Below are 24,993 nucleotides of genomic sequence, written 5' to 3' on the forward strand. Positions count from 1 at the left end.
GCCATGAATCCGGTGATCGTGCGGCGCGTGCAGATCGGGCTGCTCATCGTCGGCACCGTGATCACGGTGATGGCGCTGGTCCTCATCGCCGCCTGCTTCCGCAACGACGCCACGATCAACGCGAGCAAGGCCACGGTGATGGCCGATGTCGTGTCCGCGGACGCCTTGCACGCCGAGGTCTACTTCCAGACACCCGACGGCGGTTTCTACAGCCCCAATCTCGGCCTACTCTATCCCACCGAACTGAGCTCAGGTCAGCGCATCAGCGTCGAATATGCCCGCACCAACCCCGATCTCGCGCGGCCGGCCGGGCGCAGCGCGACGCTGTCGATCATCCCCGGGCTGTCGGTCGCGGTGGCCGGCTGGCTGATCGTCGGGGTGCTGATGGTGTTCGTCGCGGAGTTCAGTCGCCGGTGGGGCAGGTGGCGTGCGGCGCGGGCAGCCGAACCCGATCAGTCTGCGGAAACCGTTGAGCCGGAGGTGGATTCCGACGATCAGGTGTCGATGACCCGCGATCCGTCGTCGGAGACCACCAGCGCCTGATCGTCGCGCAGGAACAGCAGACGATGCGTGTGGCCGTACTGTTCGCATAGCCGCTCGACGGGGCCGGTGCCGCCGACCAGCCCGTCGGCGTGCGGGACGATGACGGCGTCGACGAACCCGAGTGCCTCGGTGGACTCCAGCGGATGGGCCTCGGTGGGGTCGTCGAGCAGCGCGAGGGGCCCGATGTCGGAGCCGACGATCGCCGCACCGGCGCTGGCCCCCACGTACGGCAGCCCGGCAGCGATGGCGTCGGCTAGCGGGTGGTCGGTGCCGGTGCGGCGCAGGACGCCGAGCAGGTGGAAGACGTTGCCGCCGGAGACGAAGACGGCCTCGACACTGCTCATCGCCGAGATGAACTCGCCGGCGGTCATCGATTCGAGATCGAGCTCGACGGGGGTGAAACCCTGGTCACGCAGGGTGGCGCGGTCGAGATCCACCCACGCGCGGTCGGGGTAGATCATCGACGCGGTGGGCACGAAGCCGACTCGGGCGGCCGGTCCGGTCAGCGGTGTGAGGAAGTCCGGGACGGTATCGAGCCAGCGGCTGAGCAGCAGCAGATCGGGCACTCATGGAGTTCACCACGAGTTCGCGGACTCGTCACGCGTGCGCACCGGTGGCGGTGAGACGGATCGGCGACGATGGCAGCATGCGCGTCGCGATCGTCGCCGAGAGTTTCCTGCCGCACGTCAACGGGGTGGTCAACTCGGTTCTCCGGGTGGTGGACCACCTCGAGACCACTGGTCACACCGCCGTCGTCATCGCACCGGACACCCCGCGCGGACAGCCGAGCGGACCGCGGATCGTGGGGCGTCGAACCCCGGTTCACCTGGTGCCGTCGGTGCGGGTGCCGCGGGTCACCTCCCTGCCGGTGGGGGTGCCGGCGCCGGTGCTCTACCGCGCCCTACGCGACTTCGGGCCCGACGTGGTGCACCTGGCGTCGCCGTTCGTGGTGGGCGCCGCCGGGGCGCTGGCGGCCAAGAAGCTGGGTGTACCTGCCGTCGCGGTGTTCCAGACCGACGTCGCCGGCTTCGCCGCCGCCTACCGTCTGGGTGCCGTCGAACAGTTGGCGTGGCGCTACACCCGACACCTGCACGAACTGTGTGACCTCACCCTGGCGCCGTCCGCCGTCGCGATGGAAGAGCTTGCCGCGCAAGGAGTCCCGCGTCTTCGGCGCTGGGGGCGCGGAGTCGACGCCGAACTGTTCACCCCCGCCCGACGCGACGACCGCCTGCGCGCGACGTGGACTGGCGGGTCAGGGGCACTCATCGTCGGTTTCGTCGGGCGACTCGCACCGGAGAAGCATGTCGAGCGGCTGGCGTCGCTGGCCCACGACCTGACGGTGCAACTGGTCGTCGTCGGCGACGGTCCGGAGCGTGCGCGGCTCGAACGGCTGATGCCACATGCCGTGTTCACCGGGGAACTGCGCGGCGCCGACCTCGCCCGCGCTTACGCGAGCCTCGACATCTTTGTCCATGCCGGCGAACACGAGACGTTCTGCCAGGCCATCCAGGAGGCGATGGCCAGCGGGCTGCCCGTCGTCGGACCCGATGCCGGCGGACCGCGGGATCTGGTGGCGCCCTTCCGGACCGGATACCTGCTGGCACCGGGGGAGTTCTCGGCCCGGCTGCCCGAGGTGATCAATACCCTGCGCGACGACGCGGTGCGCGCCGCCTTCGGGCGGGCGGCGGTGAGCGCCGTGCGGGCGCGGACCTGGCCCGCGGTGTGCGCCGAACTGGTGGAGCACTACCGCCAGGCGATGGGCTGGCGGAGAGGGAGCAGGTCCGGCCGGGTAGCGTGAGGCGCATGGCAGCAGCGTCTTCGGGATCTGGTGGAGGCACCGACCGGGCCACCCTGGACAAGGATCCGGCCGAGGTCGCGGCGATGTTCGACGGCGTCGCCAAACGGTACGACATCACCAACACGGTGCTGTCGTTCGGGCGGGATCGCAGCTGGCGCAAGGTGACTCGTAAGACGCTGGCGCTGACCCCCGACGACGTGGTGCTGGACCTGGCCGCCGGAACCGCGGTGTCAACCGTCGAACTCGGCCGGTCCGGGGCGCACTGCATCGCCGCCGATTTCTCGCTCGGAATGCTCAAGGCGGGCGCCGGGCGGGACGTTCCCAAGGTGGCTGCCGACGCGCTCAACCTCCCGTTTGCCGACGGCTCCTTCGACGCCGCGACCATCTCGTTCGGGTTGCGCAACGTCCACGACGTCCCGCGTGCCCTCGGTGAACTTCATCGCGTGCTCAAGCCCGGCGGGCGACTGGTGATCTGCGAGTTCTCCACCCCCACCGTCCGGCCGTTCCGCACCGTCTACATGGAGTACCTGATGAAGGCGCTGCCGGCGGTGGCGACCAAGGTGTCGAGCAACCCGGCCGCCTATGTGTATCTCGCCGAGTCGATCCGGGCCTGGCCCGACCAGTTCGGTCTCGGCGACCTGATCCGCGCCGCCGGCTTCGGCGAGGTGCGCTGGCAGAACCTGACCGGCGGGATCGCGGCGGTTCACTCGGCGCGTAAGTAGGTCAACGGGGTCGGGGCGCACGCCATGGGCGATCCCGTTGGCGATGTGAACACCTCGCCCGAAGTCGCGTAGCGCCCGGATCGGCGCGCACGCGATGAAGCGGTCCCACCGCGCCCGGGCGGTGTGGCGGGTGTGTCGGGAGTGATTCGGTTTGTAGAGCATGTACCGATCATGTGCTTGCGGGGTGTCCGACCAACAGTGGCACTAGCGCCACTGATCGATAAGATAGTGACATGACTCAGGAGCACACGGTCGCGATCCTCGCCTACGACGGGATGACCGGGTTCGAATCGGGGATGGCCGCGGAGATCTTCGGGCTCACCGAGTTGCCCGCCCGGTTCTCCGCGGGCGTGGCACCCGAGCCCTGGTACACGGTGAAGATGTGCGCTCAGACCCGCGAGATCCGCATGATCGGTGGGGCCACGATGCGCACCCGCTACGACCTGGCTGATCTCGCCGACGCCGACACCGTCATCATCCCGAGTGTCCGCGACGTCGCCGACGATCCGTCGCCGCAGGTCGTCGACTCCCTGCGCTCTGCTGCCGAAGGTGGGGCGCGCCTGGTGTCGATCTGTTCGGGTGCATTCGCACTCGCCGCCGCCGGCGTGCTCGACGGCCGCCGGGCCACGACGCACTGGGTGTACGCGGATCTCCTCGGTGATCGCTATCCCGCCGTCGAGGTCGATCCGGCCCCGCTCTACGTCGACGACGGAGCGGTTCTCACGAGCGCGGGATGCGCTGCGGGGCTTGATCTCTGCCTGCACATCGTACGGACCGACCATGGCGCGGCGGTCGCCAACGACGTCGCCCGCCGGCTCGTCGTCGCACCGCACCGTGCGGGCGGGCAGGCGCAGTACATCGCCTCCCCGGTCGTTTCGCCGGGTGCGGACGGGCATATCGCTGCCGGCATGGCCTGGGCGGTGGAGAACCTGCGCCATCCGATCACGCTCGACGATCTCGCGGCCCGCTCGTCGTTGTCCCGGCGCAGCTATCTACGGCAGTTCGCCAAAGCCACGGGCACCACTCCGATCCGGTGGCTCATCGACCAGCGTGTGCAGGCCGCGCTGGGTTTGCTGGAGTCGTCGTCGTTGACCGTGGAGCAGATCTCGGCACGGGTCGGATTCGAGTCCGCGGTGACCTTTCGACATCACTTCGGTCGCCGAATGCACACCACGCCAACTGAATACCGTCGAACATTCACCGGTGACGGTGGCGAGGGTCAGGATGCGACGGAATGGGACACCGGGCACCCGGGCGCGAAGGTGCCGAGTTCCTCGACGCGGTAGCCGCGCGGGTAGCCCTGCACCTGCGGCATCTGCCGGCCGTGGATCGGCGCACGTCGGGGACGCGCGAACCAGCGGATGGCGAGACCGCGTGCCTTGAGACCGCCACGCACCAGGGCGCGTTCGACGGCCGCCGGGCTCGGATATCCGAAGGCGTCGAGGAGTGGTGTGTCCATGAGCGCGAAGGACATTCGGCGCACCACTCCTCGCGGCAGCAGGCGATAGGGCAGGAAGGTGCACAGCAGATCCAGCGTGGCGTCGGCGACCTTGCGACTCTCGGTGCTGTAGGCGAAGTGCTCACGCTCGTAGTCGGCGAGGAACTTCTCGAAACCCGCGTAGGTCTCCGGCATGTTCTTGATGGCCATGTGCTTGCCGAGCAGGCGGTAATGGTTTGTCAGACCGGTGATCTCGTGATCGGTGAGTCGTCGCCACTCGTAGGCGTTGACCCACTGCACCGAGCAGACGACGAAGGTAGCCAGCACGTAGAGCATGTCGTCGTTGCAGATGTCGTACATCGCGTGCATCTGGTTGATGCGACGGATCGCCGCGCGCCCGGTCGGGTGCTCGAAGCCGTACTCGATGGGGGCGTCGAGCAGCAGGACCGTGTCGTCGTAGCGCTTCTGTGTCTCGCCGGTGAATTGCCCTGTGCGATAGAGAAGATCGCCGATCGAGGGGACTGCGTAGGTGCGGAACAACGCGAAGCTCAGCGCCTGGGTGATGCCCCACGGGAACTCCTGCGTGCCGAGCGCCCGGGCGATGGCGACCGGATCGGCGTCGGCGTCGGTCCGCGCGATCTGCTCACGAAGCCGGTAGCGGTCGGTGCGGGCACGGAGGGAAGCAATGACCATGCTTGGAACATATCATCAGGATCGTTCCATTGACTGCATGGCGGTGGTCACCACACCTATCCGGTGTGTTGTACATCACTGCAGGTCAGGTGAACGGTGGCCGATCGTCGATGCGCGACGACACCCGGCCGACGGTGCGCCAGGCCCGCGCGACCAGGTCCGCGTCGTCGGGGGTGATGAGGTTGCCCATGACGCGCACCACCATCGACATCAGTCGTGCCGAGCGGATGCCCGGCCGGCCGAGGGTGGGCACGGCCTGCGGGACGGTCAGCACCCCGGCGAGGCGCCGCGCCGCCGAGAACGCCAGACCGTAGTGGTCGACGAGGATGGCCGGCCAACGGGTGGTGTGGTCGGGGTCGGCGCGGGTGTCGTCGATGAGTTCGATTGCCAGACGGCCGGTTTCGAGCGCGTAGTCGATCCCCTCACCGTTGAGGGGATTGACGCACGCGGCGGCGTCGCCGATGAGCATCCAGTTGCGGCCGGCGACTCCGCTGACCGCCCCGCCCATCGGGAGCAGAGCCGAGGTCAACCGGACGGGGGAGCCGTCGACGGCCCACTCGTCGCGCACCATGTCGGTGTAGAACTCGAGGACCGGACGTAATTGCATGTGCGCCGGGCGTTTCGAGGTGGCCAGCGCCCCGACCCCGACGTTCAGCAATCCGTCGCCGGCGCTGCCGAGTGGGAAGACCCACCCGTAACCGGGCAGGAGGGTACCCTCGGGTCCGCGGAGTTCGAGGTGCGAACCCATCCAGGCGTCGTCGGCCCGTCCGGACCGGACGTAGGCGCGTGCGGCGACACCATATGCGGTGTCGCGGTGCCACTCTCGGCCGAGGATCTTGCCCAGCCCGGAGCGCACGCCGTCGGCGACGATCACGTGCTCGGCCCGTACCGCCGAGGTGCCGGCCGCCGACGACAGCGTCACCGATTCGATCCGGTCGCCGCTCATCGTCACATCAACTGCTTTGGCGCCCTGGATCATTCGCGCGCCCTTCGACACCGCGAAGGCGCGGATCGCATCGTCGAGCTCGGTGCGGGCGACGGCACTGCCGTGGGCGGGGAACCGCCCGGCCGGCCAGGGCACACGCTTGTCGGCGCCCCAGCCGTGCAGATGCAGTCCCTCGATGCGGGGGCGATCGGCCAGGAAGTGGCCGAGACCGAGCCGGTCGAGTTCGGCGACCGCACGCGGGGTGAGCCCGTCACCGCAGGTCTTGTCGCGAGGGAACACCGCGGCATCGACGAGAACCACGTCGTGCCCGGCGGCGGCCGCGTACGCCGCGGCCGCCGATCCCCCCGGGCCGGCGCCGACGACGAGAACGTCGGCGCGGGCCGGAATCGCCTCACTGGTCACGCAGACCAGTATGTCGTGTCCGCACGGGTCGCCCTCAGCGGCCACCGAGGGCAATATGCCCTCGGCGACCCGTGCGGACGACCCGCCCGGATCCGAATCCGCACCCGCTGCGTCTGACATGTATGGACGAGCCCAATTCTCAGCGCGACTTCGGGATCTATACGCGAGTTGAACTCGCGGATCGGGATTTCACGGACACCGAGATCCGACGCATGGTCCGCACCGGAGCGTTGTCACATCTGGCACGCGGCTGGTACGCGACGCCGACTGCCGAGCCGGCCGCCGCGACCGCGGTATCCAAGGGCGGCTGTCTGAGCTGCGTGTCGGCGCTCGCGGCCTACGGGTTCTGGGTGCCCCCGGGCTACAGCGGCACCACGCACATCCGCGGAGCGAAACGCCGCCGCGGCGACCTCGGTTTCTGTCGGGGCTACGGACCGCCACTACCGGTGACCGCCGCCGTCGATCTCTCGCCGACCGCGCTGGTATACGCGGCACGGTGTATGACTGCCGAAGACTGGATCGCGGTCACCGATTCTGTGATGAACACCTGGAAGATCGACGTGCCCGCCTTACAGGAGATGATGCCGTACCTGCCCAGAACGATCATTCGTCTCATGCAACGGTGTGATCACCGCTCACAGTCGGGTACCGAGTCGATAGTGCGCGTCCGGTTACGCGCACTGGGGTTCGCCGTGGAGGTCCAGCCCAGGATCGAAACGGTGGGACACGTCGACCTCAAGGTGGGTCGCCTGCTCATCGAATGTGACAGCAAGCTGCATCACACGAGTCTCGAGGATTATCAGAAGGATCGGATGCGGGACCGAAAGGCACTGATCAGGCAGGATATTCCGTTCCGGGTGACCTTCGATGACGTCATCTACGGGTGGGCGGAAACGCTCGACGACATCTGCGCTGTGACCCGTCCCGACCGGCACCGTGTCCGGAAGGGTCGCTCTCAGTAGCCGCCGAGGGCAATATGCCCTCGGCGACCCGTGAGAACGACCCGTCCGGACACAACCCATCGGGCGCGAGGTGCGTGCCTGCCGATAGGCTCAGCACCATGAACGCCGAGCGCCGTTGCGCAGCGTCCGACGACGAGATGGAGCGGTAGATCACGTGAAGTCCACATTTGCCGGGGTCGATCTGGTTTCGGATGAGTTCGCCGAGACGGTTCGCTCGTCGCTGCAGCGGGTCGAAGACCTCCTACTCGCCGAACTGTCATCCGGGGACGACGTGATGACCGAGGCGGCGACACATCTGGCCAAAGCCGGTGGTAAACGTTTCCGCCCGATGTTCGCGGTGCTCGCCGCCCAGTTCGGTGAGCGACCCGACGCCGACGAGGTGATCACCTCGGCCACCGTCGTCGAGATGATCCACCTGGCCACCCTCTACCACGACGACGTGATGGACGAGGCGCCCCTGCGCCGCGGGGCACCGAGCGCCAACGCCCGCTGGTCCAACAGCGTCGCGATCCTCTCCGGCGACTTCCTGTTCGCGCGGGCCTCGCGGCTGGTCTCGACGCTGGGACCCGATGCCGTGCGGATCATCGCGGAGACCTTCGCCGAGCTCGTCACCGGGCAGATGCGCGAGACCGTGGGAGTGAAAGCCGGTGGGGACCCCATCGAGCACTACCTGCGGGTGGTGTGGGAGAAGACCGGCTCGCTGATCGCCGCGGCCGGGCGTTTCGGTGCGATGGCCTCCGGGGCCACACCCGACGACGTCGAACGGCTCTCCCGCATCGGCGACGTGGTGGGCACCGCATTCCAGGTGTCCGACGACATCATCGACATCAGCTCGGTGACCGGCGACTCCGGCAAGACGCCGGGCACCGACCTGCGCGAGGGGGTGCACACCCTGCCGGTGCTGTACGCACTGCGCTCCGACGACGCGTCGTCGCAGCGGCTGCGTCAGCTCCTGGTGGCCGCCGACGGCACGGCCCGCCCGCTGACCGACGACGACGAGGTCGCCGAGGCGATCGAGCTGCTCGGCTCGTCGTCGGGGATGAGTCAGGCCCACGCCAGGCTGCAGTCGTTCGCCGACGAGGCCGACGCCGAGCTGGCGCAGTTGGCCGACGGCCCGGCCCACCAGGCGTTGTCGTCGCTGGTGCGCTACACCGTCGACCGGATGGGCTGAGTGGTCCCCACCGAACTCCCGCCCCGGGCGCCGCGGAAACTGATTCGGACCGTGGTTCGTTTGACCTGATGACATCCCGCGTCCCCGCGGGGTGACGAGAACGAACGAGGGATCATGCATTTCAACGGACTGAAGACCGCACTGCTGCTGGGGTTGATGTCGGCGATCATCGTCGGGATCGGTGCCGCGTTCCGCAGTCCGGTGATCCTGGCGGGTTCGGTGGTCGTCGCGATCGCCGTGAACGCCTACGTCTATTTCAACAGCGCCAAACTATCGCTGAAGGCGATGCACGCCCAGCCGGTCACCGAGGTCGAGGCCCCCATCCTGTACCGGATCGTGCGGGAGCTCGCGACCTCGGCCCATCAGCCGATGCCCGCGCTCTACATCAGCCCGACCGAGTCGCCCAACGCCTTCGCCACCGGCCGCAACCCCAAGAACGCTGCGGTGTGCTGTACCACCGGCATCCTGCGTCTGCTCGACGAGCGGGAGCTGCGCGCGGTGCTCGGCCATGAACTCTCGCACGTCTACAACCGCGACATCCTGATCAGCTCGGTGGCCGGCGCGATGGCCGCGATCGTCAGCGGTCTGGCCAACTTCGCGATGTTCTTCGGCGCGTTCGGCGGCAACCGCGGGGGCAACGGACCGAACCCGTTGGTGATGATCCTGATCGCGATGCTCGGGCCGATCGCGGCGACGCTGGTCAAGCTGGCCGTCTCGCGCTCACGGGAGTATCAGGCCGACCAGTCCGGGGCCGAGCTGACCGGTGATCCGCTGGCGCTCGCGTCGGCGCTGGCGAAGATCTCCGGCGGCGTGCAGGCCGCGCCGCTGCCGCCCAACCCCGACATCGCCGCACAGTCGCACCTGATGATCGAGAGCCCCTTCCGGGCCACCGATCGGATGGCGAAGATGTTCTCCACCCATCCGCCCACCGAGGAGCGCATCGCGCGCCTGCACGAGATGGCCCGACGCGGGACCGGCGGCGACTACCGGTAGTTGACGAACTGCAGGGCGATGCCGAAGTCCTCGCCCTTGAGCAGTGCGATGACGGCCTGCAGGTCGTCGCGCTTCTTGCTGGACACGCGCAGCTCGTCGCCCTGAATCTGCGCCTTGACGCCCTTGGGGCCCTCGTCGCGGATTTTCTTGGAGATCTTCTTGGCGTGTTCGGAATCGATGCCCTGAACCAGGTTGCCGCTGATCTTGTAGGTCTTGCCCGACGCCGTGACCTCGCCGGCGTCGAAGGCCTTCAGCGAGATGTCGCGGCGGATCAGCTTCTCCTTGAACACCTCGAGCCCGGCCTGGGCGCGTTCCTCGGCGTCGGAGGTGATCACGATGGTCTCTTCGCCGGACCACTCGATGCCGGTGTTGGTGCCGCGGAAGTCGTAGCGCTGGGAGAGTTCCTTGGCCGCCTGGTTGAGGGCGTTGTCGACCTCCTGACGGTCGATCTTGCTCACCACGTCGAATGAAGAATCAGCCATGTGCAACAGGGTAGACGGTCGCTCCCGACCGCTCGCACCCTCGCGTCCGCGTCGTGGATCGGCGACGAAGCGGTGCCGCCGCCGACGTCGTGAACAGCCGGTTTGCGCCGAAGTGGCAGTTTCGTTGTATTCTTCACGGCGTTGTTCTCACACCGGTGCGCCGGTGCGCGGAACGGCACGGCAGGTTGCCCGAGCGGCCAAAGGGAGCGGACTGTAAATCCGTCGCGCAAGCTACATAGGTTCGAATCCTATACCTGCCACTGACGTGGTCAGCCCACGCACGATCTGGTCGGGAGCGGTCCTCTGAACGGGGATTTGGTCTCGCAGAGCGTGGGTGTGTAACCTCGTTAAGGCTCTCGAAACGCCTGGCAACAGGCGGATCGGGCACGCCCCCTTAGCTCAGTCGGCAGAGCGTTTCCATGGTAAGGAAAAGGTCGACGGTTCGATTCCGTCAGGGGGCTCGCTGGACGCAAGTCCAACGGGGCGGTGTAGCTCAGCTGGTTAGAGCGCACGACTCATAATCGTGAGGTCGAGGGATCGAGCCCCTCCACCGCTACACATCGGATCCGACAACGGAACCGAGCGAAAGGGTCGCCGTCCCCGCCGGGAACCGCCGATCGCGACCACGTACCACCCGAAAGAAGGCAATCCAGTGGCCTCCTCCACAGACGTTCGCCCCAAGATCACCTTGGCGTGCGAGGTGTGCAAGCACCGCAACTACATCACCAAGAAGAACCGCCGCAACGATCCCGATCGTCTCGAGATCAAGAAGTTCTGCCCGAACTGCGGCAAGCATCAGGCTCATAAGGAATCGCGCTGACGATTCCGCGGTCGGTTCGCCCGACGCGAGTGTGAGAACGGGCCGCCTCTTGTCGAGGTGGCCCGTCTTTGCTGTAGAAGACCCCGGGTAGTTCTGTACGAGGTGATAGCCGTCATGGCTCAGTTGTCCGACGTTGATCTAGAGGAGCGCATGAACGCGTTGAAGACCGATGCGAAACTCACGCCTGAGGAGATCGCCGAGCACACCAAGTCGTTGGTGGGCTTCAACTACACCGTCGACGACTACTACGAGATCGGTCGTGAAGAGGTTCGCAAGCACGCGTTCGCGGTGCAGGACGCCCACCCGACCCACTGGGATGAGGCGCAGGCTCGTGCGATGGGTCACGACACCCTGATCGCGGCACCCACCTTTGTGTCGGTGCTCGGCATCATCGCGCAGCGCCGGTTGTTCGAGGACGTCGTCACCGGATACGACCTGTGGCAGATCATGCAGACCGACCAGCGGCTGATCTACCACCAGCCGATGAAGGTCGGCGATCAGCTGGTGTGCGACGTCTCGCTGGACTCGTTCCGTCATGTCACCAGCCCCGAGATGATCGACCTGATGGTCACCAAGAACGTCATCTGGAATCAGCGCAACGAGCCGGTGATGACCACCTACACCTCGCTCGCCGCGCGGCCCGGGATGGAGATCGATCCGGCGCTGGCCGAGTCGCTCGACCACGTGATGATGAAGGTCGACAAGGTCGGGCACGGCGGGCGGACCGTCGAACAGGAGCCGGGTCGCTACGACCAGCCCGATCCGACACAGTCGCCGAGCGCTTACGCGGCCATCGACTTCGACACCCTGACCGTCGGACAGGAACTGCCGGCCAAGCGCTTCCTGCTCACCCGCGGCAATCTGACCAACTATGCGGGCGTGGCCGCTGATCCCAACCCGATCCACTTCTCCGATCATCTGGTCAAGGCCTCGGGTATGGAAGACGTTGTGGCGCACGGTATGCAGACGATGGGACTCGGTGCGACGTTCATCTCGGAGTTCATCGGCGATCCGGCCGCGTTCTGCGAGTACAACGTGCGCTTCACCAGCCCGGTGTACGTGCCCGCCGATGACAGCGCGGCCGTCGACTTCACCGGCAAGGTCAAGTCGCTGGACCCCGAGACCCGCCAGGGTGTGATCGCCATCGTCGCCAAGCAGGGCGACCGCAAGATCTTCGGCCGCGCACAGGCCAAGATCCAGTTCAACTGATCACGACAGCAACCGGGCCCGATCTGCGCTTGTGGCGCGATCGGGCCCGGTTTGTCGTATCCGATGGGCTTGAGGTGACGGTCGGTCACCGCGGACGCGTGGTGCACGCCCACCGCGCGACGTACCCGCGGTAGGGCAGTTCGCTGCGCGCGGCGTTCTGGGCGGCCTGCGGGGTGCGGTAGCCGCTCGCCCAGTGCCAGTGCCGGCGATCGTTGGTGTAGGCGATCGCGCCGCACGAGTTGTAGAACGCGAAATACCCACAGTGCGAACCACATCGGGCCTTGGCGGCGTTGATCGCGGATCGCTGGGAGGGGTAGTCGACGGCGTAGCTGGTGCGCCCGGAGTTGTCGAAGGCGATGACGCCCCAGTTGGTGGCTGCCTGGGCGGGTCCCGCGGCCGCGAGGGTGGTTCCTCCGGCCGCCAATGATGCGGTGATGCCGATTGCTGCGATGAGTTTGCGATTCATGTTGTTAAAAATAGACTGAGAAATCGCGAAAGTATCTACTGGTCTGTCGTTCGAATTACCGCCCGTGCCGTGACCGTTCGCCGCGCTAATCAACTGTCGGACTGGTCATTTGGTGGGTGGTAAACCGGCGGTTGGCCGGCCGGGCGGGTCCGACCCGAGTACATTGTGGCGAAGGTCGGATTCATGCGGATGACGGAGCTGGCAGAAGACCTTCGATGCAGGGACTGTTTTCGCGGGTTATCGCATCGTGCGGCTCCTCGGATCCGGCGGGATGGGTGAGGTCTACCTGGCAACCCATCCGCGTCTGCCGCGTAACGACGCGCTGAAGGTGCTTGCACCCCATTACTCGGGCAATGACGAGTTCCGGCAACGGTTCAGTCGCGAGGCCGACATCGCCTCGGGTCTGGATCATCCGAGCATCGTCAAGATCTACGACCGTGGTGAGGCCGACGACCGTCTGTGGATCTCGATGCAGTACGTGCCGGGCGTCGACGCCCACGATCTGCTCGTCGCCGAGGGGCCGATGCCGCTCGATGCGGTGGTGGCGATCTCGGCAGCGGTCGGTTCGGCCCTGGACCACGCGCACGGCCACGGCATGATCCACCGGGACGTGAAGCCGCGCAACATCCTGATCGACACCACGGCCAATCCGCGGCGGGTCATGTTGGCGGACTTCGGGATTGCGCGGCCCACCGACGAGACGCATGGCCTGACGGCGACCAATCTGACCATCGGGACGATGAATTACACGTCGCCCGAACAGATCTCGGAATCGCATATCGACGGCCGGGCCGATCAGTACTCACTGGCGTGTACGGTCTACGAGCTACTGACCGGTGCTCCGCCGTTCGTCGGTAAGGGCGTGGCGAATATCATCCACCTCCAGCTCAACGCCCCGCCGCCGGATGTACGACAACAGCGTCCCGATCTGCCGGCGGGGGTCGCGGATGCGATTGCGCGTGCGTTGCAGAAGGATCCGGGACGGCGGTTCGGCTCGTGTGCCGAGTTCGAAGGTGCGTTGGTGGCGTCGCGGCAGCCGGCACCGGCCGTACGGCGCCCCGCCGGACCGTCGTCGTCGGGGTCTGTCCCGGCCCCGACTGGGGGTGCAGACACAGGCGGTGCGGCCATGGGCCCGCAATCCACGCCGCAGTCCATCTCTGGACCCCAACGCGCAGCTTCCTCGGCCATGCCCTCCGGCCCGACGATGGGCGGGACGCCGGGTTCGGGTCCCAGCTTCGCACCGACGATGTCGGGACCGCTCGCGGGAGGCGTCGGGAACGGCACCGCCGGGACGAGGCCGCCCAGCGCACCGTTTCGCGACGCGGAGCCGGGGCAGCAGAATCCGGCGGCTCGGATTGCCGGAGCGCGGAGCTCCGGCGAGGTGCACGCGCCGACGCAGGCCCGACCTCTCCTACCTGCCGCACGGCGGACGCACACGCGTCGAAACGTGCTCATCGGTGCCGTGATCGTCGCCGTCGTGGCAGCGGTCGTCGTTGCGCTGGTCCTGCGATCGACCGGCCCCGACGATGCCGCCCCGGCAGACCAACTCGCGGCCGAATTGACCGATCAGGCAATAACATTCGCGAAGCAGGAGTCGGCGACCTACAACGGCACGGTCAATGACTACGGCACCGTCTACACGCTGCGTGACTTCACTGTGACCGCTGCGGGTGATGCGGCCGGTATGGTCGAGACGGCCGGACACACGGTGGAATTCCGTGAGCTCGACGACAAGATGTTCGGTAAGAGCAATGAGGCCTACTGGCGGGAAGAGTTCACGGCGGTCAGCGAGTATTGGCCCCTCGACTACGCCGCCATGGCCCGGGGCTGGGTCCGACTCGGCCCTGATCAATTCCTGAACCTGGGCAAGATCCTCGCGCCCGAAGCGATTGCCAGTCAAATGATCTGGGGCACACGTCCGGAACCCCAACACAATCCCAACGCCGAACCCGGTGCGCGGGTCGAGCCCGCGTCGACCCAGACCGTCGAACGCGACGGTGATGTGTACACAGCGGGCGAGGCCGAGTTCACGATTGACGGGAACCGTGTGACGAAGATCGGGGGACGTCTGAGTGCATTGGCGCCGGCCCTCGTCGATCTCACGGTTTCGACGTCCCATTCGCCGGACGAGGTGTACTCCACCTTCCGCACCGAGCAGCCACAGATGCTTCGCACACCGGCACCGTGGTTGCGGCTACCGTCGGGTCGGCAAAGTGACTCGTTCCTGGTGACGCAGTCCTGCGCGGGCACCTGCCAACTGGATTACGCGCTGTATGCGGACTTTCCGGGGACCACCGAACGCGGGTCGGTGACCAATCACATCGTGACGCGAATCGAGGTCAACGGGAGGCCGGTCGGAACGCGGTGCGACGAATGGCGTTCGGTCTTGTTCAACACCGCGGTTCGCTACCGGTGCACGGTGTCGGGGACTGCCGACGACCGGTCGGCGGAACTGGCGCCACGACTGGACGCAGTACATGTTCACCGAATTCGATCCGCGGACATACGCGACGATGATCAATGCGAACCTGGCGGCGTCGAACGCCGTGGCCCGGGTCGACTGGGTGGCGAGCGATCCGTATGCACCGAGCGTGGCGCGACACTACAACTCGTCCATCTCTGCCAACGCGTCGAATCTGATGATCGCGATCGGAGCCGCCCGTTTTGACGGTCGGGCGCCCGACGGTGTGCTCGTCTCCACGTTCAGCGGCTACGACCCCAAGGTGACCTCGGCCGGGACCTTCACCCTCTCTTGGCCAGGGACCGGGGAGATGGTGCAGCGGGCGCAAACGCAGATCCGTGCTACGTCTGACCCGATACGCTGGGTGTTCGACGGGAAGCGTGCCGCCGACGCGGCCGTCGCGCTGCTGCGGAGCGAGGGGATCACCGGCATCCAGGTGGTCCACGTGCCGGCCTAGCCGGGCTGTTTTGGGTTCACCTCGCGTCGTGCTCTACACTGAAGTGTCAGGTTGACTCTTGACTTGCGCGCTGCCCTTAGGGTGGCGCGTTGGTTGTGTTGGGAGCCGATCGACAGTGATCACCCCGGTGGTCACAAAGGGGCGTAGCTCAACTGGCAGAGCAGCGGTCTCCAAAACCGCAGGTTGCAGGTTCAAGTCCTGTCGCCCCTGCCCTGGTGAAGGGCACACGTTGACTGAGAGGACCTCGAAGTTGAGCAAGCGAGACCGGGCTTCACGAGCCAAAGCCGCGAAGGACACCGCGGCCGAGACGGCTGCGGAGGAGCTCGACGGTCGCGACGAAGCCACCGACGTCGACGAGGCGGACACCACGTCCGCGGAGTCGGCCAAGGAGTTGCGTCCGTCCGGTAAGCGCTCGGCTCGTGGTCGACGGTCGGCGGGTGCGGTCACCGACGGAGACGACGCGGACGCCGAGGGCGGCTCCGCGGTCGCCGTCAAGGAACGCAAGAAAAAGAAGAAGGTACCCGCGGAGGAGAGCCGGAATCCGTTCACCCGGATCTGGGTTTTCCTCACGCAGGTCGTGGCGGAACTGAAGAAGGTCATCTGGCCGACGCGCCGGGAGATGATCACCTACACGATCGTCGTGCTGGTGTTCGTCATCGTGATGACCGCGTTCATCTCCGGCATCGACCTCGCCTTCGCCAAGGGAGTCCTCTGGCTGTTCGGCTGATCCACCGCGGTGGGTGTGCCGGGTGACCACGACGACCGGAATCGCAGAAACCTAAAGGAGCGTGGGCGCAGTGAGCACCCCGGAGAACGAGAACAACTCGACCGCCACCGACGAGATCGGCACGGTCGACGTCGTCGACGCCGAGAACGGTGCTGTCGACGAGACCGAGGATCCGGGCGTGGAAGCGCAGGTCGAGGCTGCTGAAGACGAAGCCGACGCCGTCGAGGGTGGTGAGGCGGCCGTCGAGCAGGCCGACGAAGAGCAGGCCGAGGCCGCTGTCGAGGACGAGGCCGCTGCCGAACCCGCCACTGATGAGTCCGCTGCCGACGAGCCTGAGGAAGAGGTCGACCCCGTCGAGGAGCTGCGCAAGCAACTGCGGCGCGCCCCGGGCGACTGGTACGTGATCCACAGCTACGCCGGGTACGAGAACAAGGTGAAGGCCAACCTCGAGACCCGCGTGCAGAACCTCGACGTCGGCGACTACATCTTCCAGGTCGAGGTACCGACCGAAGAGGTCACCGAGATCAAGAACGGCCAGCCCAAGAAGGTCAACCGCAAGGTGCTGCCCGGCTACATCCTGGTGCGCATGGATCTCAACGACGATTCCTGGGGCGCGGTGCGCAACACCCCCGGTGTCACCGGATTCGTCGGCATGAACTCCAAGCCGTCGCCGCTATCGCTCAACGAGGTGCTGCAGTTCCTCATGCCGCGGACCGAGGCCAAGAAGCCGGCCGCAGCCAAGGGCGCCGGTGCCGAGGGTGTGGAGGCAGCTGCTGCCGCAGCCACCGCGACCATCGAGGTCGACTTCGAGGTCGGCGAGTCGGTCACCGTCATGGACGGACCGTTCGCGACGCTGCCCGCCTCGATCTCCGAGGTCAACGCCGAGCAGCGCAAGGTCAAGGTGCTCGTGTCGATCTTCGGTCGCGAGACGCCGGTCGAGCTGGCGTTCAACCAGGTCGAGAAGATCTGAGACATTTCAGCTTTCCAAGCTGAACACAACTTCCACGCCTCCAGCGGACGTGGATCTGCAAGAAACAAACAAGGAACAAGGATGCCTCCCAAGAAGAAGAAGCTCGCCGGGATCATCAAGCTCCAGATCCAGGCAGGCCAGGCCAACCCGGCCCCGCCCGTGGGTCCGGCGCTCGGTCAGCACGGCGTGAACATTATGGAATTCTGCAAGGCGTACAACGCCGCGACCGAGTCGCAGCGCGGCAACGTCGTGCCGGTGGAGATCTTCGTCTACGAAGATCGCTCGTTCGACTTCAAGTTGAAGACCCCGCCGGCCGCGAAACTGCTGCTCAAGGCTGCCGGTCTGCAGAAGGGCTCGGGCGAGCCGCACGTCAAGAAGGTCGGCAAGGTGACCGCGGACCAGGTCCGCGAGATCGCGAAGACCAAGGCCGAGGACCTCAACGCCGTCGACATCGATCAGGCCGCGAAGATCATCGCCGGTACTGCTCGGTCGATGGGTATCACCGTCGAAGGCTGAGGTTTCGATATGCCCTCGGCTAGCGCCTCGGGCTACTCAACCAACAGAGCAGGCGCCCTCGGCTAGCGCCTCGGGCTACTCAACCAACGAACCAAACCCCGTGGGAGGGCCGGCTCGGCCCGCACCACACACCCGCGGTGACGCGGAGAAGGAACAGAGCAATGAGCAAGAAGAGCAAGGCGTACGCCGCCGCGGCCGAGAAGGTCGACAAGTCCAAGCTCTACAGTCCGCTGGAGGCTGCTGAGCTGGCCAAGGAAACGTCGTCGAAGAACACCGACTCGACCGTCGAGGTCGCGATCCGGTTGGGCGTCGACCCCCGCAAGGCAGACCAGATGGTTCGAGGCACCGTCAACCTGCCGCACGGCACCGGTAAGACCGCCCGCGTGATCGTGTTCGCCGCCGGCGACAAGGCCGCCGAGGCCACCGCCGCCGGTGCCGACGAGGTCGGCGCCGAGGACCTGATCGAGAAGATCCAGGGTGGCTGGCTGGAGTTCGACGCCGCGATCGCCACCCCCGATCAGATGGCCAAGGTCGGCCGCATCGCGCGTGTCCTCGGACCGCGCGGCCTGATGCCGAACCCGAAGACGGGCACCGTCACCACCGACGTGACCAAGGCCGTCAACGACATCAAGGGCGGCAAGATCAACTTCCGCGTCGACAAGGCTGCGAACCTGCACTTCGTCATCGGCAAGTCGTCGTTCGACGCCACCAAGCTGGCCGAGAACTACGGTGCTGCCTACGACGAGATCATGCGCGCCAAGCCGTCGGCCGCCAAGGGTCGCTACATCAAGAAGGTGACCGTCTCCACGACGAGCGGCCCCGGTATCCCGGTGGACCCGCAGGTCACCCGCAACTTCGCGGAGCCGGCGCAGGCCTGATCGCCTGACCGTCCCGCACAGGTGCCCCCGACCATCACGGTCGGGGGCACCTTTGTATCGGTCGGTGAGGTGACTGAGATCGGGCCCCTGACGGAACTCCTCTGGAATAATCCATATCTGGCCGCTCAGGGGCCCGATTTCAGTCATCGCGCGACTGCACGTTTCACGAGTCGGACCCCGGGGTGTCAGGGCAGATCACAGCGCGTCGCCGACGATGGCGCGCAGCGCCGCGATGTGGCCGGCGTACGCGTCGCGGCCGGTCGGGGTGAGGCGGGCGCGTACGGTTCGACGGCGCCCGGTGCTGCGGCGTTCGGTGGTGAGGTAGCCGGCCTCCTCAAGGGCCGAAAGCTGTTTGGACAGCGCCGAATCCGAAAGCCCTAGTTGATCTTTCAGGTACGCGAACTCGGCCCACTCGGTGGCGGCTAGGGTTGCGACCAGGGTGAGTCGCGTGCTGGGGTGGATGACGTCGTCGAAGCGTGCGACGGGGGAGGCGTCGGCGGTCATGCACCGATCCATCGTCGTCCCAGCCGGAGAAACTCCGGACCGCCCAGCCCGACGACGGCCCCGACGATGATGCCGGCCCAGAGCGTCGGATGTGTGAGGCCGTCGGCCTTCAGAGCAAGGGCCAGGGCGATGGTCAACACCACGGCGAGTACCAGGATCGCCACGACGATCAGCGGAATACGCCGGTCCGCAATCGATCTCGCGACCTGGACGTGGCTGCTCTTGCAACGACCGTCGAGGAGGCGGGAGGCCAGGGCGGCGTGCCCGGCGCCGAAGACCAGCGTTGCGATGGAGACGACCCACACGCCGGTGAACTCGCCGATCGCGCCGAGTGCCGCCCAGCCGGCGGCCATTGCCCACCAGTAGGCGCGCGGCAGTCCGATGCCGTCGGCGACGTGGTCGCGGGCCTGTTCGGCGGCCGCCAATGCGGCGCGGGCCTGTTCGGGGGTCACGTCGGCCATGGTGCCTCCTCTCCGACTACTTTCCTGGATGGAAAGTAGTCTCCACTTTCCTGACGGGAAAGTCAACGGTTGATGTCGGGTTCGTGCTTCGGGACGCGCCGGTCGTGGTGATCGGCTACAACGGAGTGCGGGAGGCCCGGCGGTAACAAACCCACGACACAGGCGGTGACTGGATGGAAGCCCGACCCACCAAGCTGGCAATCATCGGAGCGGGGGCGGTGGGCACCGCGGTCGCCTATGCGTCGCTCATCCGAGGTGTGGCGCGCACCATCGCGCTGATGGACATCAACACACCCAAGGTCACGGCCGAGGTGCTCGACATGTCGCACGGACTCGAGTTCGTGCCGCGCGCCGACATCATCGGCGACGATGACGTCTCGGTGTGCGCGGACGCCGACGTGGTGGTGTTCACCGCCGGCGCCAAGCAGAAGCCCGGACAGTCTCGTCTCGAATTGGCCGAGGCCACAATCGGTTTGACCAAGAACATTCTGCCCGGCGTCATCGAGGTGGCGCCGAATGCCATCTACATCATGGTGACCAACCCGGTGGACATCGTGACGTATGCGGCGCTGAAGATCAGTGGCCTGCCCAACAGTCAGGTCTTCGGGTCGGGCACGGTGCTCGACTCGTCACGGCTGCGCTTCCTCATCGCCCAGCACTGCGACGTCGCCGTGCAGAACGTGCACGCCTACATCGTCGGCGAGCACGGGGACAGCGAGATCCCGCTCTGGAGTTCGGCGAGCATCGGCGGTGTGCCCCTGCTCAGCTGGAAGCCGCTGCCCGGCGGGCAGGCGATTGACGCCGCGGCGCGCGAGCGCATTCACCACGAGGTGGTGCACTCGGCCTACAAGATCATCGAGGGCAAGGGTGCCACCAACTACGCCATCGGTCTGGCAACCGCGCGCATCGTCGAGGCGGTGCTCAACAACGAGCACCGGGTCCTGCCGGTGTCGACGGTCGCCGAGGGGTACGAAGGGCTCGACGATGTGTGTCTGTCGCTGCCGACCATCGTCGACCGCGCCGGCGCCCAGACCCGCCTGGAGATGCCGATGTCCGACGACGAGCACGACGGTCTGATGGCCTCGGCCGGCACGCTGCGGGAGATGCAGGCGAAGTTCGGGCTCTGATCGTCTGTCCTGCGATCGGATGATCGTTGCGCAAGGCTGCACGGTCACCAGCGCCGGCGGGTTAGCGTTTCTCGGAGGGGAGAATCGAGGAGCGAAAGATGAACCCCCGACGGATGATCGGCGGCGCCCTGGTGGCGATGGCATGCGCGGTGACCGTACCGGCTTTGGCGGCGGCTCCGGCCATGGCGGCCACGACCTACAGCAACTGTTCGGCGATGCACGAGGACTATCCGCACGGCGTCGGTAAACCCGGGGCGGTGGATTCGACGTCGGGTACCCCGGTCACCGATTTCACCGTCGACGCGGATCTCTACAACGCCAACAAGAAGAGCGACCGCGACGGTGACGGGATCGCCTGCGAGAAGAACTGACCCGACGGGTTCCGGACATGAACCCGCCGACCGCAAGGTACCTGGGACGGTGGCGGGCCGGCGCAGCGGAGACCAGGGAACCGGAACAGCTTCGGTAGCGTCTAAAGGATCATGCGCGACGATAAGCTGCTCACCCGTATCTCCGCCCTTCTGCGGCAGGCCGAGAACACCGACAACGAGCATGAGGCCGAGACCTTCATGCAGGCGGCCCAACGGCTGGCGACCGCGTCGTCGATCGATCTCGCGGTCGCCCGTGCCCACGATCCGGCGGCCCGCCGTACGACCCCGCCGATCGCCCGTCAGATCCACATCGGCGAGTCCGGCAAACGTGGACTGCGTACCTACGTGCAGCTGTTCGTCGCGATCGCCGGGGCCAACGACGTCACCGTCGACGTGGCACACAATTCGACCTATGTGCTCGCCTACGGCTACGAGGCCGACATCGATGCCTGCGAGACGCTCTACACCTCGCTGATCGTGCAGATGGTCGCGGCCAGCGACAGCTATCTGCGGTCGGGGGCGTACAAGGGTGAGACTTTTGCGCGGGTCGTCAGCCAGCGGAGTGGTTGGTACACACGGCGGGTCGTCGAGGAGAAGCCGTTGTCGCCGATCACGGCACGGCTCAACTTCCAGTCGGCCTTCGCTGAACGCATCGGCCGGCGGCTGTCGGAGGCGCGGGATGCCGCGCGTGCCGAGGCCATCGAGAACGAACGGGAGACGGAGTCGGCGGCACGCTCGACGGCGGTCGCCTTGCGTAACAAGGAGATCGAGGTCAAGGACTTCTACCGATCGGAGTCCAGGGCGCGCGGTACGTGGCGTCCGTCGAGTGCCTCGGCCGGATATTCGGAGGCCGCGCGTCGTGCCGGGGACCGGGCCGGGCGGCGCGCCAAGATCGGCGTCGATCCCGAATTGGGCGGTGCACGAGGCGCTTTGGAGGCCTGATACCCGAGAACGTGGTCGCGCGGTCAAATGGTCGGCTGGTACCAGCGCGGCGACTCGGATTTCGGCATGGGCGTGGGGGACCCGACGAGATTGCGGAGCCAGCTGCCCACCGCGCCGTCGTCGGTGATCACCGCATTGGTCACCAGTGCGGTCACCACCAGGATGCCGGCGAAGATGAACAGCCAGCTGATGGCGATGAAGACGACGCCGAGTGTGCCGTAATGCTGGGTGGTGTTGTTCATGATCCTCGGCATGACCACCCGGCTGCCGACCATCAGGACGGTGATCAGCGCGCCGGTGACCGCGCCGTTGAGGGTGAGCAGACGCAGTGGCACCTGTGCCGACACCAGCAGGCGCGGCACCAGTGTCCAGGTGATGGTCCAGATCAGGAACGTCACCACGATCACCAGGCCGATACCGAGCAGTCCGCTGTCGTCGATGTGGACGCCGAAGATGGTGTTGGAACTGAGATCGGTCGACATCCCCTGCACGGTGACGGCCACCGGGATGGTGAAGATCACCACCACCCAGCGCCACCAACCCTTCAGCGGCAGTTTGGTGACCTGCCAGATCGACACGTACATGCGGCCGAGGGCCCGCGACAGGGAGGTGGCGCCGGCGATGGTCATCAACGCACCGATCAGCCCGAAGGTGCCGACCGTGGTGGTGTCGGCCGACGACAGGAAGTCGACATTGCCGCCGTGGATGCCGAGCTTGGCCAGTGACGTGTCGATGACCGAACTGCCCGGCAGGGTGGTCAGCAGGATGACGATCGGCAGGATACCGGTGAACGCCTGTGCGGCCAGCGTCATCGCCCGGTCGGTGATGTTGCCGCGTGCGATGTCCCCGAGGATGCGGATCAGCAGACCACCGCCCGGCATCACCCGGACGAACCCCATGACCGCCACCGCGATCGCCTGGGCACGGGCCACGAGCCGGCCGAACCGGGAGTCCGGCTGTGGGCGGGACTCCTCGTCGACCGGCGATTCGGGCGCAGGCATCACGACTCCTTCACGCGGTGGCCGAGCGCCATCATCGCGTCCGATCATCATGTCCGACGGGGCACGTCAACGTCGGGTGGACGCGGCCATGTGTCGCAGGATCTCAGCCGTGTGATGGTACGAGGCGGGCCTCGATATCCGGCATTGACGACGCCGGCAGCGGCGTCACCTGTGCATCCGCGACCGTCGGGCGGTAGGTGGGCCACTATCATCGCCACCGATGTCCTCTCCGCCCGATCGTCTGCGTCGCGGCACCCCTGCGTATCGTCGGGCCACCCGGGTGCTCTTTGTCGCGGGACTCACCACCTTCGCGGCGATGTACGGCACGCAGGCGTTGCTGCCGGAGCTGTCCGACGCCTTCGGGGTGTCACCGGCGGGGGCCGCGTTGTCGGTGTCGGTGACGACGGGGGCGATCGCGGTGTCGATCATTCCGTTGGCCGTGGCGTCGGAACGGATCGGGCGCACGCGAATGATGATCGGGGCGTCGGTGCTGTTCACCGTCGTCGGATTGCTGCTGCCGCTCAGCCCGGGCCTGGGATGGCTGCTCGTCGGACGAGGCGTGCAAGGGGTGGCGCTGGCCGGTGTGCCCGCGGTGGCGATGGCCTATCTCGCCGAGGAAGTGGAGCCGGCCGCGCTCGGTGAGGCGATGGGCCGCTACGTCGCCGGCACCACGCTGGGCGGCTTGCTGGGCCGGGTGCTGCCGGCGGTCATGCTCGAGGCGCCGCTGGCCGACGACGTGCAGTGGCGTGCGGCGCTGGCCTCGGTGGGAGTGTTGTCCGCGGTGCTCACCGCCTACTTCGTGGCGCGGCTGCCGGCGTCGAGGAACTTCGTGGCGAAGGACGTGTCGGTGCGGGCCACCGTCGCGCATCTGGGCGGGCATCTTCGGGACCCGCGTCTGCTGCCGTTGTTCGGCTGCGCGTTCGTGCTGATGGGTGGCTTCGTGTCGGCCTACAACTACCTCGGATATCGGCTGCTGGGCGGCCCGTTCAACCTGTCGGAAGCCGTGGTCGGGCTGGTGTTCCTGTTGTATCTGGCGGGGACGGTCAGTTCGGCGGTGGCCGGGCGATGGGCCGACCGTTTCGGCCGCGGCGCGATCATGGCGGCCGTGATCGTCGCTGCGGCAGTGGGGCTGGCGCTGACCGTCGTCGACAACCTGGTGCTGGTGGTCATCGGGATGGGCATCTACACAGCCGGGTTCTTCGGGGCCCATTCGGTGGCCAGCGGGTGGGTGGGGGTGGTGGCCACCAGTCACCGGGCGGAGGCGTCGTCGTTGTATCTGTTCGCCTACTACCTGGGTAGTTCGGTGCTCGGTGCGGTGTCGGGAATCGCGTACGCTTCCGCGGGCTGGGACGGGGTGCTCATCTTCGTCGGAGTGGGCCTGGTGCTGGCGCTCGGATTGGTGGGAATGCTTGTGCGACAGCCGAAGGCGTCGTCGTGACGCCGCGCGACTCGGGGCGCACCGCCTACTACCGCGCGGAACAGCTGGTGTTCACCATGTTCGAGCGGGCGCCCTCGACCCGCGCAGTGCAATTGGCGGGAACCGAGCTGACGTTACCCGTCGAGGCTCGGTTCGCCTCGGTGCAATCCGTGCGCGAGTACGTGGCCAGGGTGCAGGCCATGGCCACTGTGCGAGAACGTTTCCGGCGCGCCGCGGTGCCGGTCACGGTGCGCCCGCGGCGCGGCAACCGCAAGGCCCACTATGCGCCGGCGAAAGCCGAGATCGCGATTCCCGATGCGGCAGAGGGCCGTTGGGCATTGCGCGAACTCGTCGTCCTGCATGAGCTCGCGCACCATCTCGACGAGTCCGAGGGGCCTGCGCACGGGCCGGGCTTCATCGAGACGATCACGACACTCGTTGGACTGGTGCTGGGACCCGAGGCCGGGTTCGTGTATCGGGTGGTACTTGCCGACAGCGGGGTCGGCTGACGGGCCG

General features: G+C 66.9%; 28 protein-coding genes and 4 tRNA genes. 24 read left to right on the forward strand and 8 right to left on the reverse strand.

Annotation, left to right across the window (positions count from 1 at the left end):
- Positions 1–3: 3 nt before the first annotated feature.
- Positions 4–543, forward strand: coding sequence for a DUF3592 domain-containing protein (locus GBRO_RS05380; protein WP_012832979.1), 540 nt, complete (start codon positions 4–6; stop codon positions 541–543).
- Here GBRO_RS05380 and GBRO_RS05385 read toward each other — a convergent pair.
- Positions 495–1,109: a Type 1 glutamine amidotransferase-like domain-containing protein gene (locus GBRO_RS05385; protein WP_012832980.1), complete on the reverse strand. Its 615-nt coding sequence runs from the start codon at positions 1,107–1,109 to the stop codon at positions 495–497. The two genes, GBRO_RS05380 and GBRO_RS05385, sit on opposite strands and share 49 nt — an antisense overlap.
- 80 nt (positions 1,110–1,189) lie before the next feature.
- Here GBRO_RS05385 and GBRO_RS05390 point away from each other — a divergent pair, with 80 nt between their 5' ends.
- The 3 genes from GBRO_RS05390 (at position 1,190) to GBRO_RS05400 (ending at position 4,349) form a co-directional block, all read left to right on the forward strand.
- Complete coding sequence (locus GBRO_RS05390; RefSeq protein WP_012832981.1) at positions 1,190–2,341, forward strand: glycosyltransferase family 4 protein; 1,152 nt, start codon at positions 1,190–1,192, stop codon at positions 2,339–2,341.
- A gap of 5 nt (positions 2,342–2,346) precedes the next feature.
- Entirely contained in the window at positions 2,347–3,063 is a 717-nt protein-coding gene (locus GBRO_RS05395) for a demethylmenaquinone methyltransferase (RefSeq protein ID WP_012832982.1), read from the forward strand.
- Positions 3,064–3,296: 233 nt separating this feature from the next.
- Complete coding sequence (locus GBRO_RS05400; protein ID WP_012832983.1) at positions 3,297–4,349, forward strand: helix-turn-helix domain-containing protein; 1,053 nt, start codon at positions 3,297–3,299, stop codon at positions 4,347–4,349.
- On the opposite strand, the gene GBRO_RS05405 is transcribed toward GBRO_RS05400, so the two are convergent.
- Together GBRO_RS05405 and GBRO_RS05410 are read right to left on the reverse strand one after the other, a co-directional pair.
- Complete coding sequence (locus tag GBRO_RS05405) at positions 4,283–5,194, reverse strand: oxygenase MpaB family protein (protein ID WP_012832984.1); 912 nt, start codon at positions 5,192–5,194, stop codon at positions 4,283–4,285. The two genes, GBRO_RS05400 and GBRO_RS05405, sit on opposite strands and share 67 nt — an antisense overlap.
- Before the next feature lie 85 nt (positions 5,195–5,279).
- A complete protein-coding gene (locus tag GBRO_RS05410; protein ID WP_041920256.1) occupies positions 5,280–6,542 on the reverse strand; it encodes a geranylgeranyl reductase family protein in 1,263 nt (420 codons plus the stop codon).
- A 122-nt stretch (positions 6,543–6,664) separates the two neighbouring features.
- On the opposite strand from GBRO_RS05410, the gene GBRO_RS05415 reads away from it, so the two are divergent.
- From GBRO_RS05415 to htpX, 3 genes are all read left to right on the forward strand, one after another.
- Complete coding sequence (locus tag GBRO_RS05415; protein ID WP_012832986.1) at positions 6,665–7,504, forward strand: hypothetical protein; 840 nt, start codon at positions 6,665–6,667, stop codon at positions 7,502–7,504.
- 154 nt (positions 7,505–7,658) lie between these two features.
- Complete coding sequence (locus tag GBRO_RS05420) at positions 7,659–8,675, forward strand: polyprenyl synthetase family protein (protein ID WP_012832988.1); 1,017 nt, start codon at positions 7,659–7,661, stop codon at positions 8,673–8,675.
- Positions 8,676–8,789: 114 nt separating this feature from the next.
- Positions 8,790–9,668, forward strand: coding sequence for a zinc metalloprotease HtpX (gene htpX / locus GBRO_RS05425; protein ID WP_012832989.1), 879 nt, complete (start codon positions 8,790–8,792; stop codon positions 9,666–9,668).
- Here htpX and GBRO_RS05430 read toward each other — a convergent pair.
- Complete coding sequence (locus GBRO_RS05430; RefSeq protein ID WP_012832990.1) at positions 9,659–10,150, reverse strand: YajQ family cyclic di-GMP-binding protein; 492 nt, start codon at positions 10,148–10,150, stop codon at positions 9,659–9,661. The genes htpX and GBRO_RS05430 overlap by 10 nt on opposite strands.
- A 179-nt stretch (positions 10,151–10,329) precedes the next feature.
- Between GBRO_RS05430 and GBRO_RS05435 the strand changes: the two genes are divergently transcribed.
- The 5 genes from GBRO_RS05435 to GBRO_RS05455 all read left to right on the forward strand — a co-directional run bounded on the left by GBRO_RS05435 (position 10,330) and on the right by GBRO_RS05455 (position 12,179).
- Positions 10,330–10,410: transfer RNA gene (locus GBRO_RS05435), tRNA-Tyr, on the forward strand.
- 128 nt (positions 10,411–10,538) lie between these two features.
- Positions 10,539–10,611: transfer RNA gene (locus GBRO_RS05440), tRNA-Thr, on the forward strand.
- A 21-nt stretch (positions 10,612–10,632) separates the two neighbouring features.
- Positions 10,633–10,706: transfer RNA gene (locus GBRO_RS05445), tRNA-Met, on the forward strand.
- 96 nt (positions 10,707–10,802) lie between these two features.
- Positions 10,803–10,970: a 50S ribosomal protein L33 gene (rpmG, locus tag GBRO_RS05450; RefSeq protein WP_003929651.1), complete on the forward strand. Its 168-nt coding sequence runs from the start codon at positions 10,803–10,805 to the stop codon at positions 10,968–10,970.
- A 150-nt stretch (positions 10,971–11,120) separates the two neighbouring features.
- Positions 11,121–12,179: a fused (3R)-hydroxyacyl-ACP dehydratase subunits HadA/HadB gene (locus tag GBRO_RS05455; RefSeq protein WP_012832991.1), complete on the forward strand. Its 1,059-nt coding sequence runs from the start codon at positions 11,121–11,123 to the stop codon at positions 12,177–12,179.
- Between the two features lie 85 nt (positions 12,180–12,264).
- Here GBRO_RS05455 and GBRO_RS05460 read toward each other — a convergent pair whose 3' ends face one another.
- Positions 12,265–12,645: a DUF4189 domain-containing protein gene (locus tag GBRO_RS05460; protein WP_012832992.1), complete on the reverse strand. Its 381-nt coding sequence runs from the start codon at positions 12,643–12,645 to the stop codon at positions 12,265–12,267.
- Positions 12,646–12,892: 247 nt separating this feature from the next.
- On the opposite strand from GBRO_RS05460, the gene GBRO_RS24595 reads away from it, so the two are divergent.
- From GBRO_RS24595 to rplA, 7 genes are all read left to right on the forward strand, one after another.
- On the forward strand, positions 12,893–15,313 hold the full coding sequence (locus GBRO_RS24595; RefSeq protein ID WP_012832993.1) for a serine/threonine protein kinase: 2,421 nt from the start codon (positions 12,893–12,895) through the stop codon (positions 15,311–15,313).
- Complete coding sequence (locus tag GBRO_RS05470; protein ID WP_012832994.1) at positions 15,285–15,563, forward strand: hypothetical protein; 279 nt, start codon at positions 15,285–15,287, stop codon at positions 15,561–15,563. Before GBRO_RS24595 ends, GBRO_RS05470 begins: the two co-directional genes overlap by 29 nt.
- A gap of 137 nt (positions 15,564–15,700) precedes the next feature.
- Positions 15,701–15,773, forward strand: a tRNA-Trp gene (locus GBRO_RS05475).
- 40 nt (positions 15,774–15,813) lie between these two features.
- Positions 15,814–16,290: a preprotein translocase subunit SecE gene (secE, locus tag GBRO_RS05480; RefSeq protein WP_012832995.1), complete on the forward strand. Its 477-nt coding sequence runs from the start codon at positions 15,814–15,816 to the stop codon at positions 16,288–16,290.
- 70 nt (positions 16,291–16,360) lie between these two features.
- Positions 16,361–17,260, forward strand: a complete 900-nt coding sequence (gene nusG, locus GBRO_RS05485) for a transcription termination/antitermination protein NusG (protein ID WP_012832996.1) — start codon at positions 16,361–16,363, stop codon at positions 17,258–17,260.
- An 81-nt stretch (positions 17,261–17,341) separates the two neighbouring features.
- Positions 17,342–17,776, forward strand: a complete 435-nt coding sequence (rplK, locus tag GBRO_RS05490) for a 50S ribosomal protein L11 (RefSeq protein WP_012832997.1) — start codon at positions 17,342–17,344, stop codon at positions 17,774–17,776.
- Between the two features lie 161 nt (positions 17,777–17,937).
- Positions 17,938–18,654 (forward strand): 50S ribosomal protein L1, encoded by a 717-nt coding sequence (rplA, locus tag GBRO_RS05495; protein WP_012832998.1) that lies wholly within the window; start codon positions 17,938–17,940, stop codon positions 18,652–18,654.
- A 195-nt stretch (positions 18,655–18,849) separates the two neighbouring features.
- Here rplA and GBRO_RS05500 read toward each other — a convergent pair whose 3' ends face one another.
- Both GBRO_RS05500 and GBRO_RS05505 read right to left on the reverse strand, forming a co-directional pair.
- A complete protein-coding gene (locus GBRO_RS05500) occupies positions 18,850–19,158 on the reverse strand; it encodes a transcriptional regulator (RefSeq protein ID WP_012832999.1) in 309 nt (102 codons plus the stop codon).
- Positions 19,155–19,619, reverse strand: coding sequence for a hypothetical protein (locus tag GBRO_RS05505; RefSeq protein WP_012833000.1), 465 nt, complete (start codon positions 19,617–19,619; stop codon positions 19,155–19,157). The genes GBRO_RS05500 and GBRO_RS05505 overlap by 4 nt, the downstream gene beginning before the upstream one ends.
- Positions 19,620–19,792: 173 nt before the next feature.
- Here GBRO_RS05505 and GBRO_RS05510 point away from each other — a divergent pair, with 173 nt between their 5' ends.
- The 3 genes from GBRO_RS05510 to GBRO_RS05520 all read left to right on the forward strand — a co-directional run bounded on the left by GBRO_RS05510 (position 19,793) and on the right by GBRO_RS05520 (position 22,059).
- Entirely contained in the window at positions 19,793–20,746 is a 954-nt protein-coding gene (locus GBRO_RS05510; protein WP_012833001.1) for an L-lactate dehydrogenase, read from the forward strand.
- A gap of 113 nt (positions 20,747–20,859) precedes the next feature.
- Positions 20,860–21,117: an excalibur calcium-binding domain-containing protein gene (locus tag GBRO_RS05515; protein ID WP_115311662.1), complete on the forward strand. Its 258-nt coding sequence runs from the start codon at positions 20,860–20,862 to the stop codon at positions 21,115–21,117.
- 111 nt (positions 21,118–21,228) lie between these two features.
- Complete coding sequence (locus GBRO_RS05520) at positions 21,229–22,059, forward strand: DUF2786 domain-containing protein (RefSeq protein WP_012833003.1); 831 nt, start codon at positions 21,229–21,231, stop codon at positions 22,057–22,059.
- 23 nt (positions 22,060–22,082) lie between these two features.
- Here GBRO_RS05520 and GBRO_RS05525 read toward each other — a convergent pair whose 3' ends face one another.
- Positions 22,083–23,060, reverse strand: coding sequence for a YhjD/YihY/BrkB family envelope integrity protein (locus tag GBRO_RS05525; protein WP_012833004.1), 978 nt, complete (start codon positions 23,058–23,060; stop codon positions 22,083–22,085).
- 220 nt (positions 23,061–23,280) lie between these two features.
- Here GBRO_RS05525 and GBRO_RS05530 point away from each other — a divergent pair, with 220 nt between their 5' ends.
- Together GBRO_RS05530 and GBRO_RS05535 are read left to right on the forward strand one after the other, a co-directional pair.
- Positions 23,281–24,498 carry an MFS transporter gene (locus GBRO_RS05530; RefSeq protein ID WP_012833005.1) on the forward strand — a complete coding sequence of 406 codons (1,218 nt, stop codon included), beginning with the start codon at positions 23,281–23,283 and terminating at the stop codon, positions 24,496–24,498.
- Positions 24,495–24,986, forward strand: coding sequence for a TIGR04338 family metallohydrolase (locus GBRO_RS05535; RefSeq protein WP_012833006.1), 492 nt, complete (start codon positions 24,495–24,497; stop codon positions 24,984–24,986). Before GBRO_RS05530 ends, GBRO_RS05535 begins: the two co-directional genes overlap by 4 nt.
- The last annotated feature ends 7 nt before the right edge of the window (positions 24,987–24,993 follow it).

The organism is Gordonia bronchialis DSM 43247, assembly GCF_000024785.1.
Taxonomy (GTDB): Bacteria; Actinomycetota; Actinomycetes; order Mycobacteriales; family Mycobacteriaceae; genus Gordonia; species Gordonia bronchialis.

Excerpts from the sequence above, each read along its gene's own strand:
- GBRO_RS05380 (WP_012832979.1), top strand. The coding sequence starts at position 4 with ATGAATCCGGTGATCGTGCGGCGCGTGCAGATCGGGCTGCTCATCGTC.
- GBRO_RS05390 (WP_012832981.1), top strand. The coding sequence starts at position 1,190 with ATGCGCGTCGCGATCGTCGCCGAGAGTTTCCTGCCGCACGTCAACGGG.
- GBRO_RS05395 (WP_012832982.1), top strand. The coding sequence starts at position 2,347 with ATGGCAGCAGCGTCTTCGGGATCTGGTGGAGGCACCGACCGGGCCACC.
- GBRO_RS05400 (WP_012832983.1), top strand. The coding sequence starts at position 3,297 with ATGACTCAGGAGCACACGGTCGCGATCCTCGCCTACGACGGGATGACC.
- GBRO_RS05405 (WP_012832984.1), bottom strand. The coding sequence starts at position 5,194 with ATGGTCATTGCTTCCCTCCGTGCCCGCACCGACCGCTACCGGCTTCGT.
- GBRO_RS05415 (WP_012832986.1), top strand. The coding sequence starts at position 6,665 with ATGGACGAGCCCAATTCTCAGCGCGACTTCGGGATCTATACGCGAGTT.
- htpX (WP_012832989.1), top strand. The coding sequence starts at position 8,790 with ATGCATTTCAACGGACTGAAGACCGCACTGCTGCTGGGGTTGATGTCG.
- GBRO_RS05430 (WP_012832990.1), bottom strand. The coding sequence starts at position 10,150 with ATGGCTGATTCTTCATTCGACGTGGTGAGCAAGATCGACCGTCAGGAG.
- GBRO_RS05455 (WP_012832991.1), top strand. The coding sequence starts at position 11,121 with ATGAACGCGTTGAAGACCGATGCGAAACTCACGCCTGAGGAGATCGCC.
- GBRO_RS05460 (WP_012832992.1), bottom strand. The coding sequence starts at position 12,645 with ATGAATCGCAAACTCATCGCAGCAATCGGCATCACCGCATCATTGGCG.
- GBRO_RS05470 (WP_012832994.1), top strand. The coding sequence starts at position 15,285 with ATGATCGCGATCGGAGCCGCCCGTTTTGACGGTCGGGCGCCCGACGGT.
- rplK (WP_012832997.1), top strand. The coding sequence starts at position 17,342 with ATGCCTCCCAAGAAGAAGAAGCTCGCCGGGATCATCAAGCTCCAGATC.
- rplA (WP_012832998.1), top strand. The coding sequence starts at position 17,938 with ATGAGCAAGAAGAGCAAGGCGTACGCCGCCGCGGCCGAGAAGGTCGAC.
- GBRO_RS05500 (WP_012832999.1), bottom strand. The coding sequence starts at position 19,158 with ATGACCGCCGACGCCTCCCCCGTCGCACGCTTCGACGACGTCATCCAC.
- GBRO_RS05505 (WP_012833000.1), bottom strand. The coding sequence starts at position 19,619 with ATGGCCGACGTGACCCCCGAACAGGCCCGCGCCGCATTGGCGGCCGCC.
- GBRO_RS05510 (WP_012833001.1), top strand. The coding sequence starts at position 19,793 with ATGGAAGCCCGACCCACCAAGCTGGCAATCATCGGAGCGGGGGCGGTG.
- GBRO_RS05515 (WP_115311662.1), top strand. The coding sequence starts at position 20,860 with ATGATCGGCGGCGCCCTGGTGGCGATGGCATGCGCGGTGACCGTACCG.
- GBRO_RS05520 (WP_012833003.1), top strand. The coding sequence starts at position 21,229 with ATGCGCGACGATAAGCTGCTCACCCGTATCTCCGCCCTTCTGCGGCAG.
- GBRO_RS05525 (WP_012833004.1), bottom strand. The coding sequence starts at position 23,060 with ATGCCTGCGCCCGAATCGCCGGTCGACGAGGAGTCCCGCCCACAGCCG.
- GBRO_RS05530 (WP_012833005.1), top strand. The coding sequence starts at position 23,281 with ATGTCCTCTCCGCCCGATCGTCTGCGTCGCGGCACCCCTGCGTATCGT.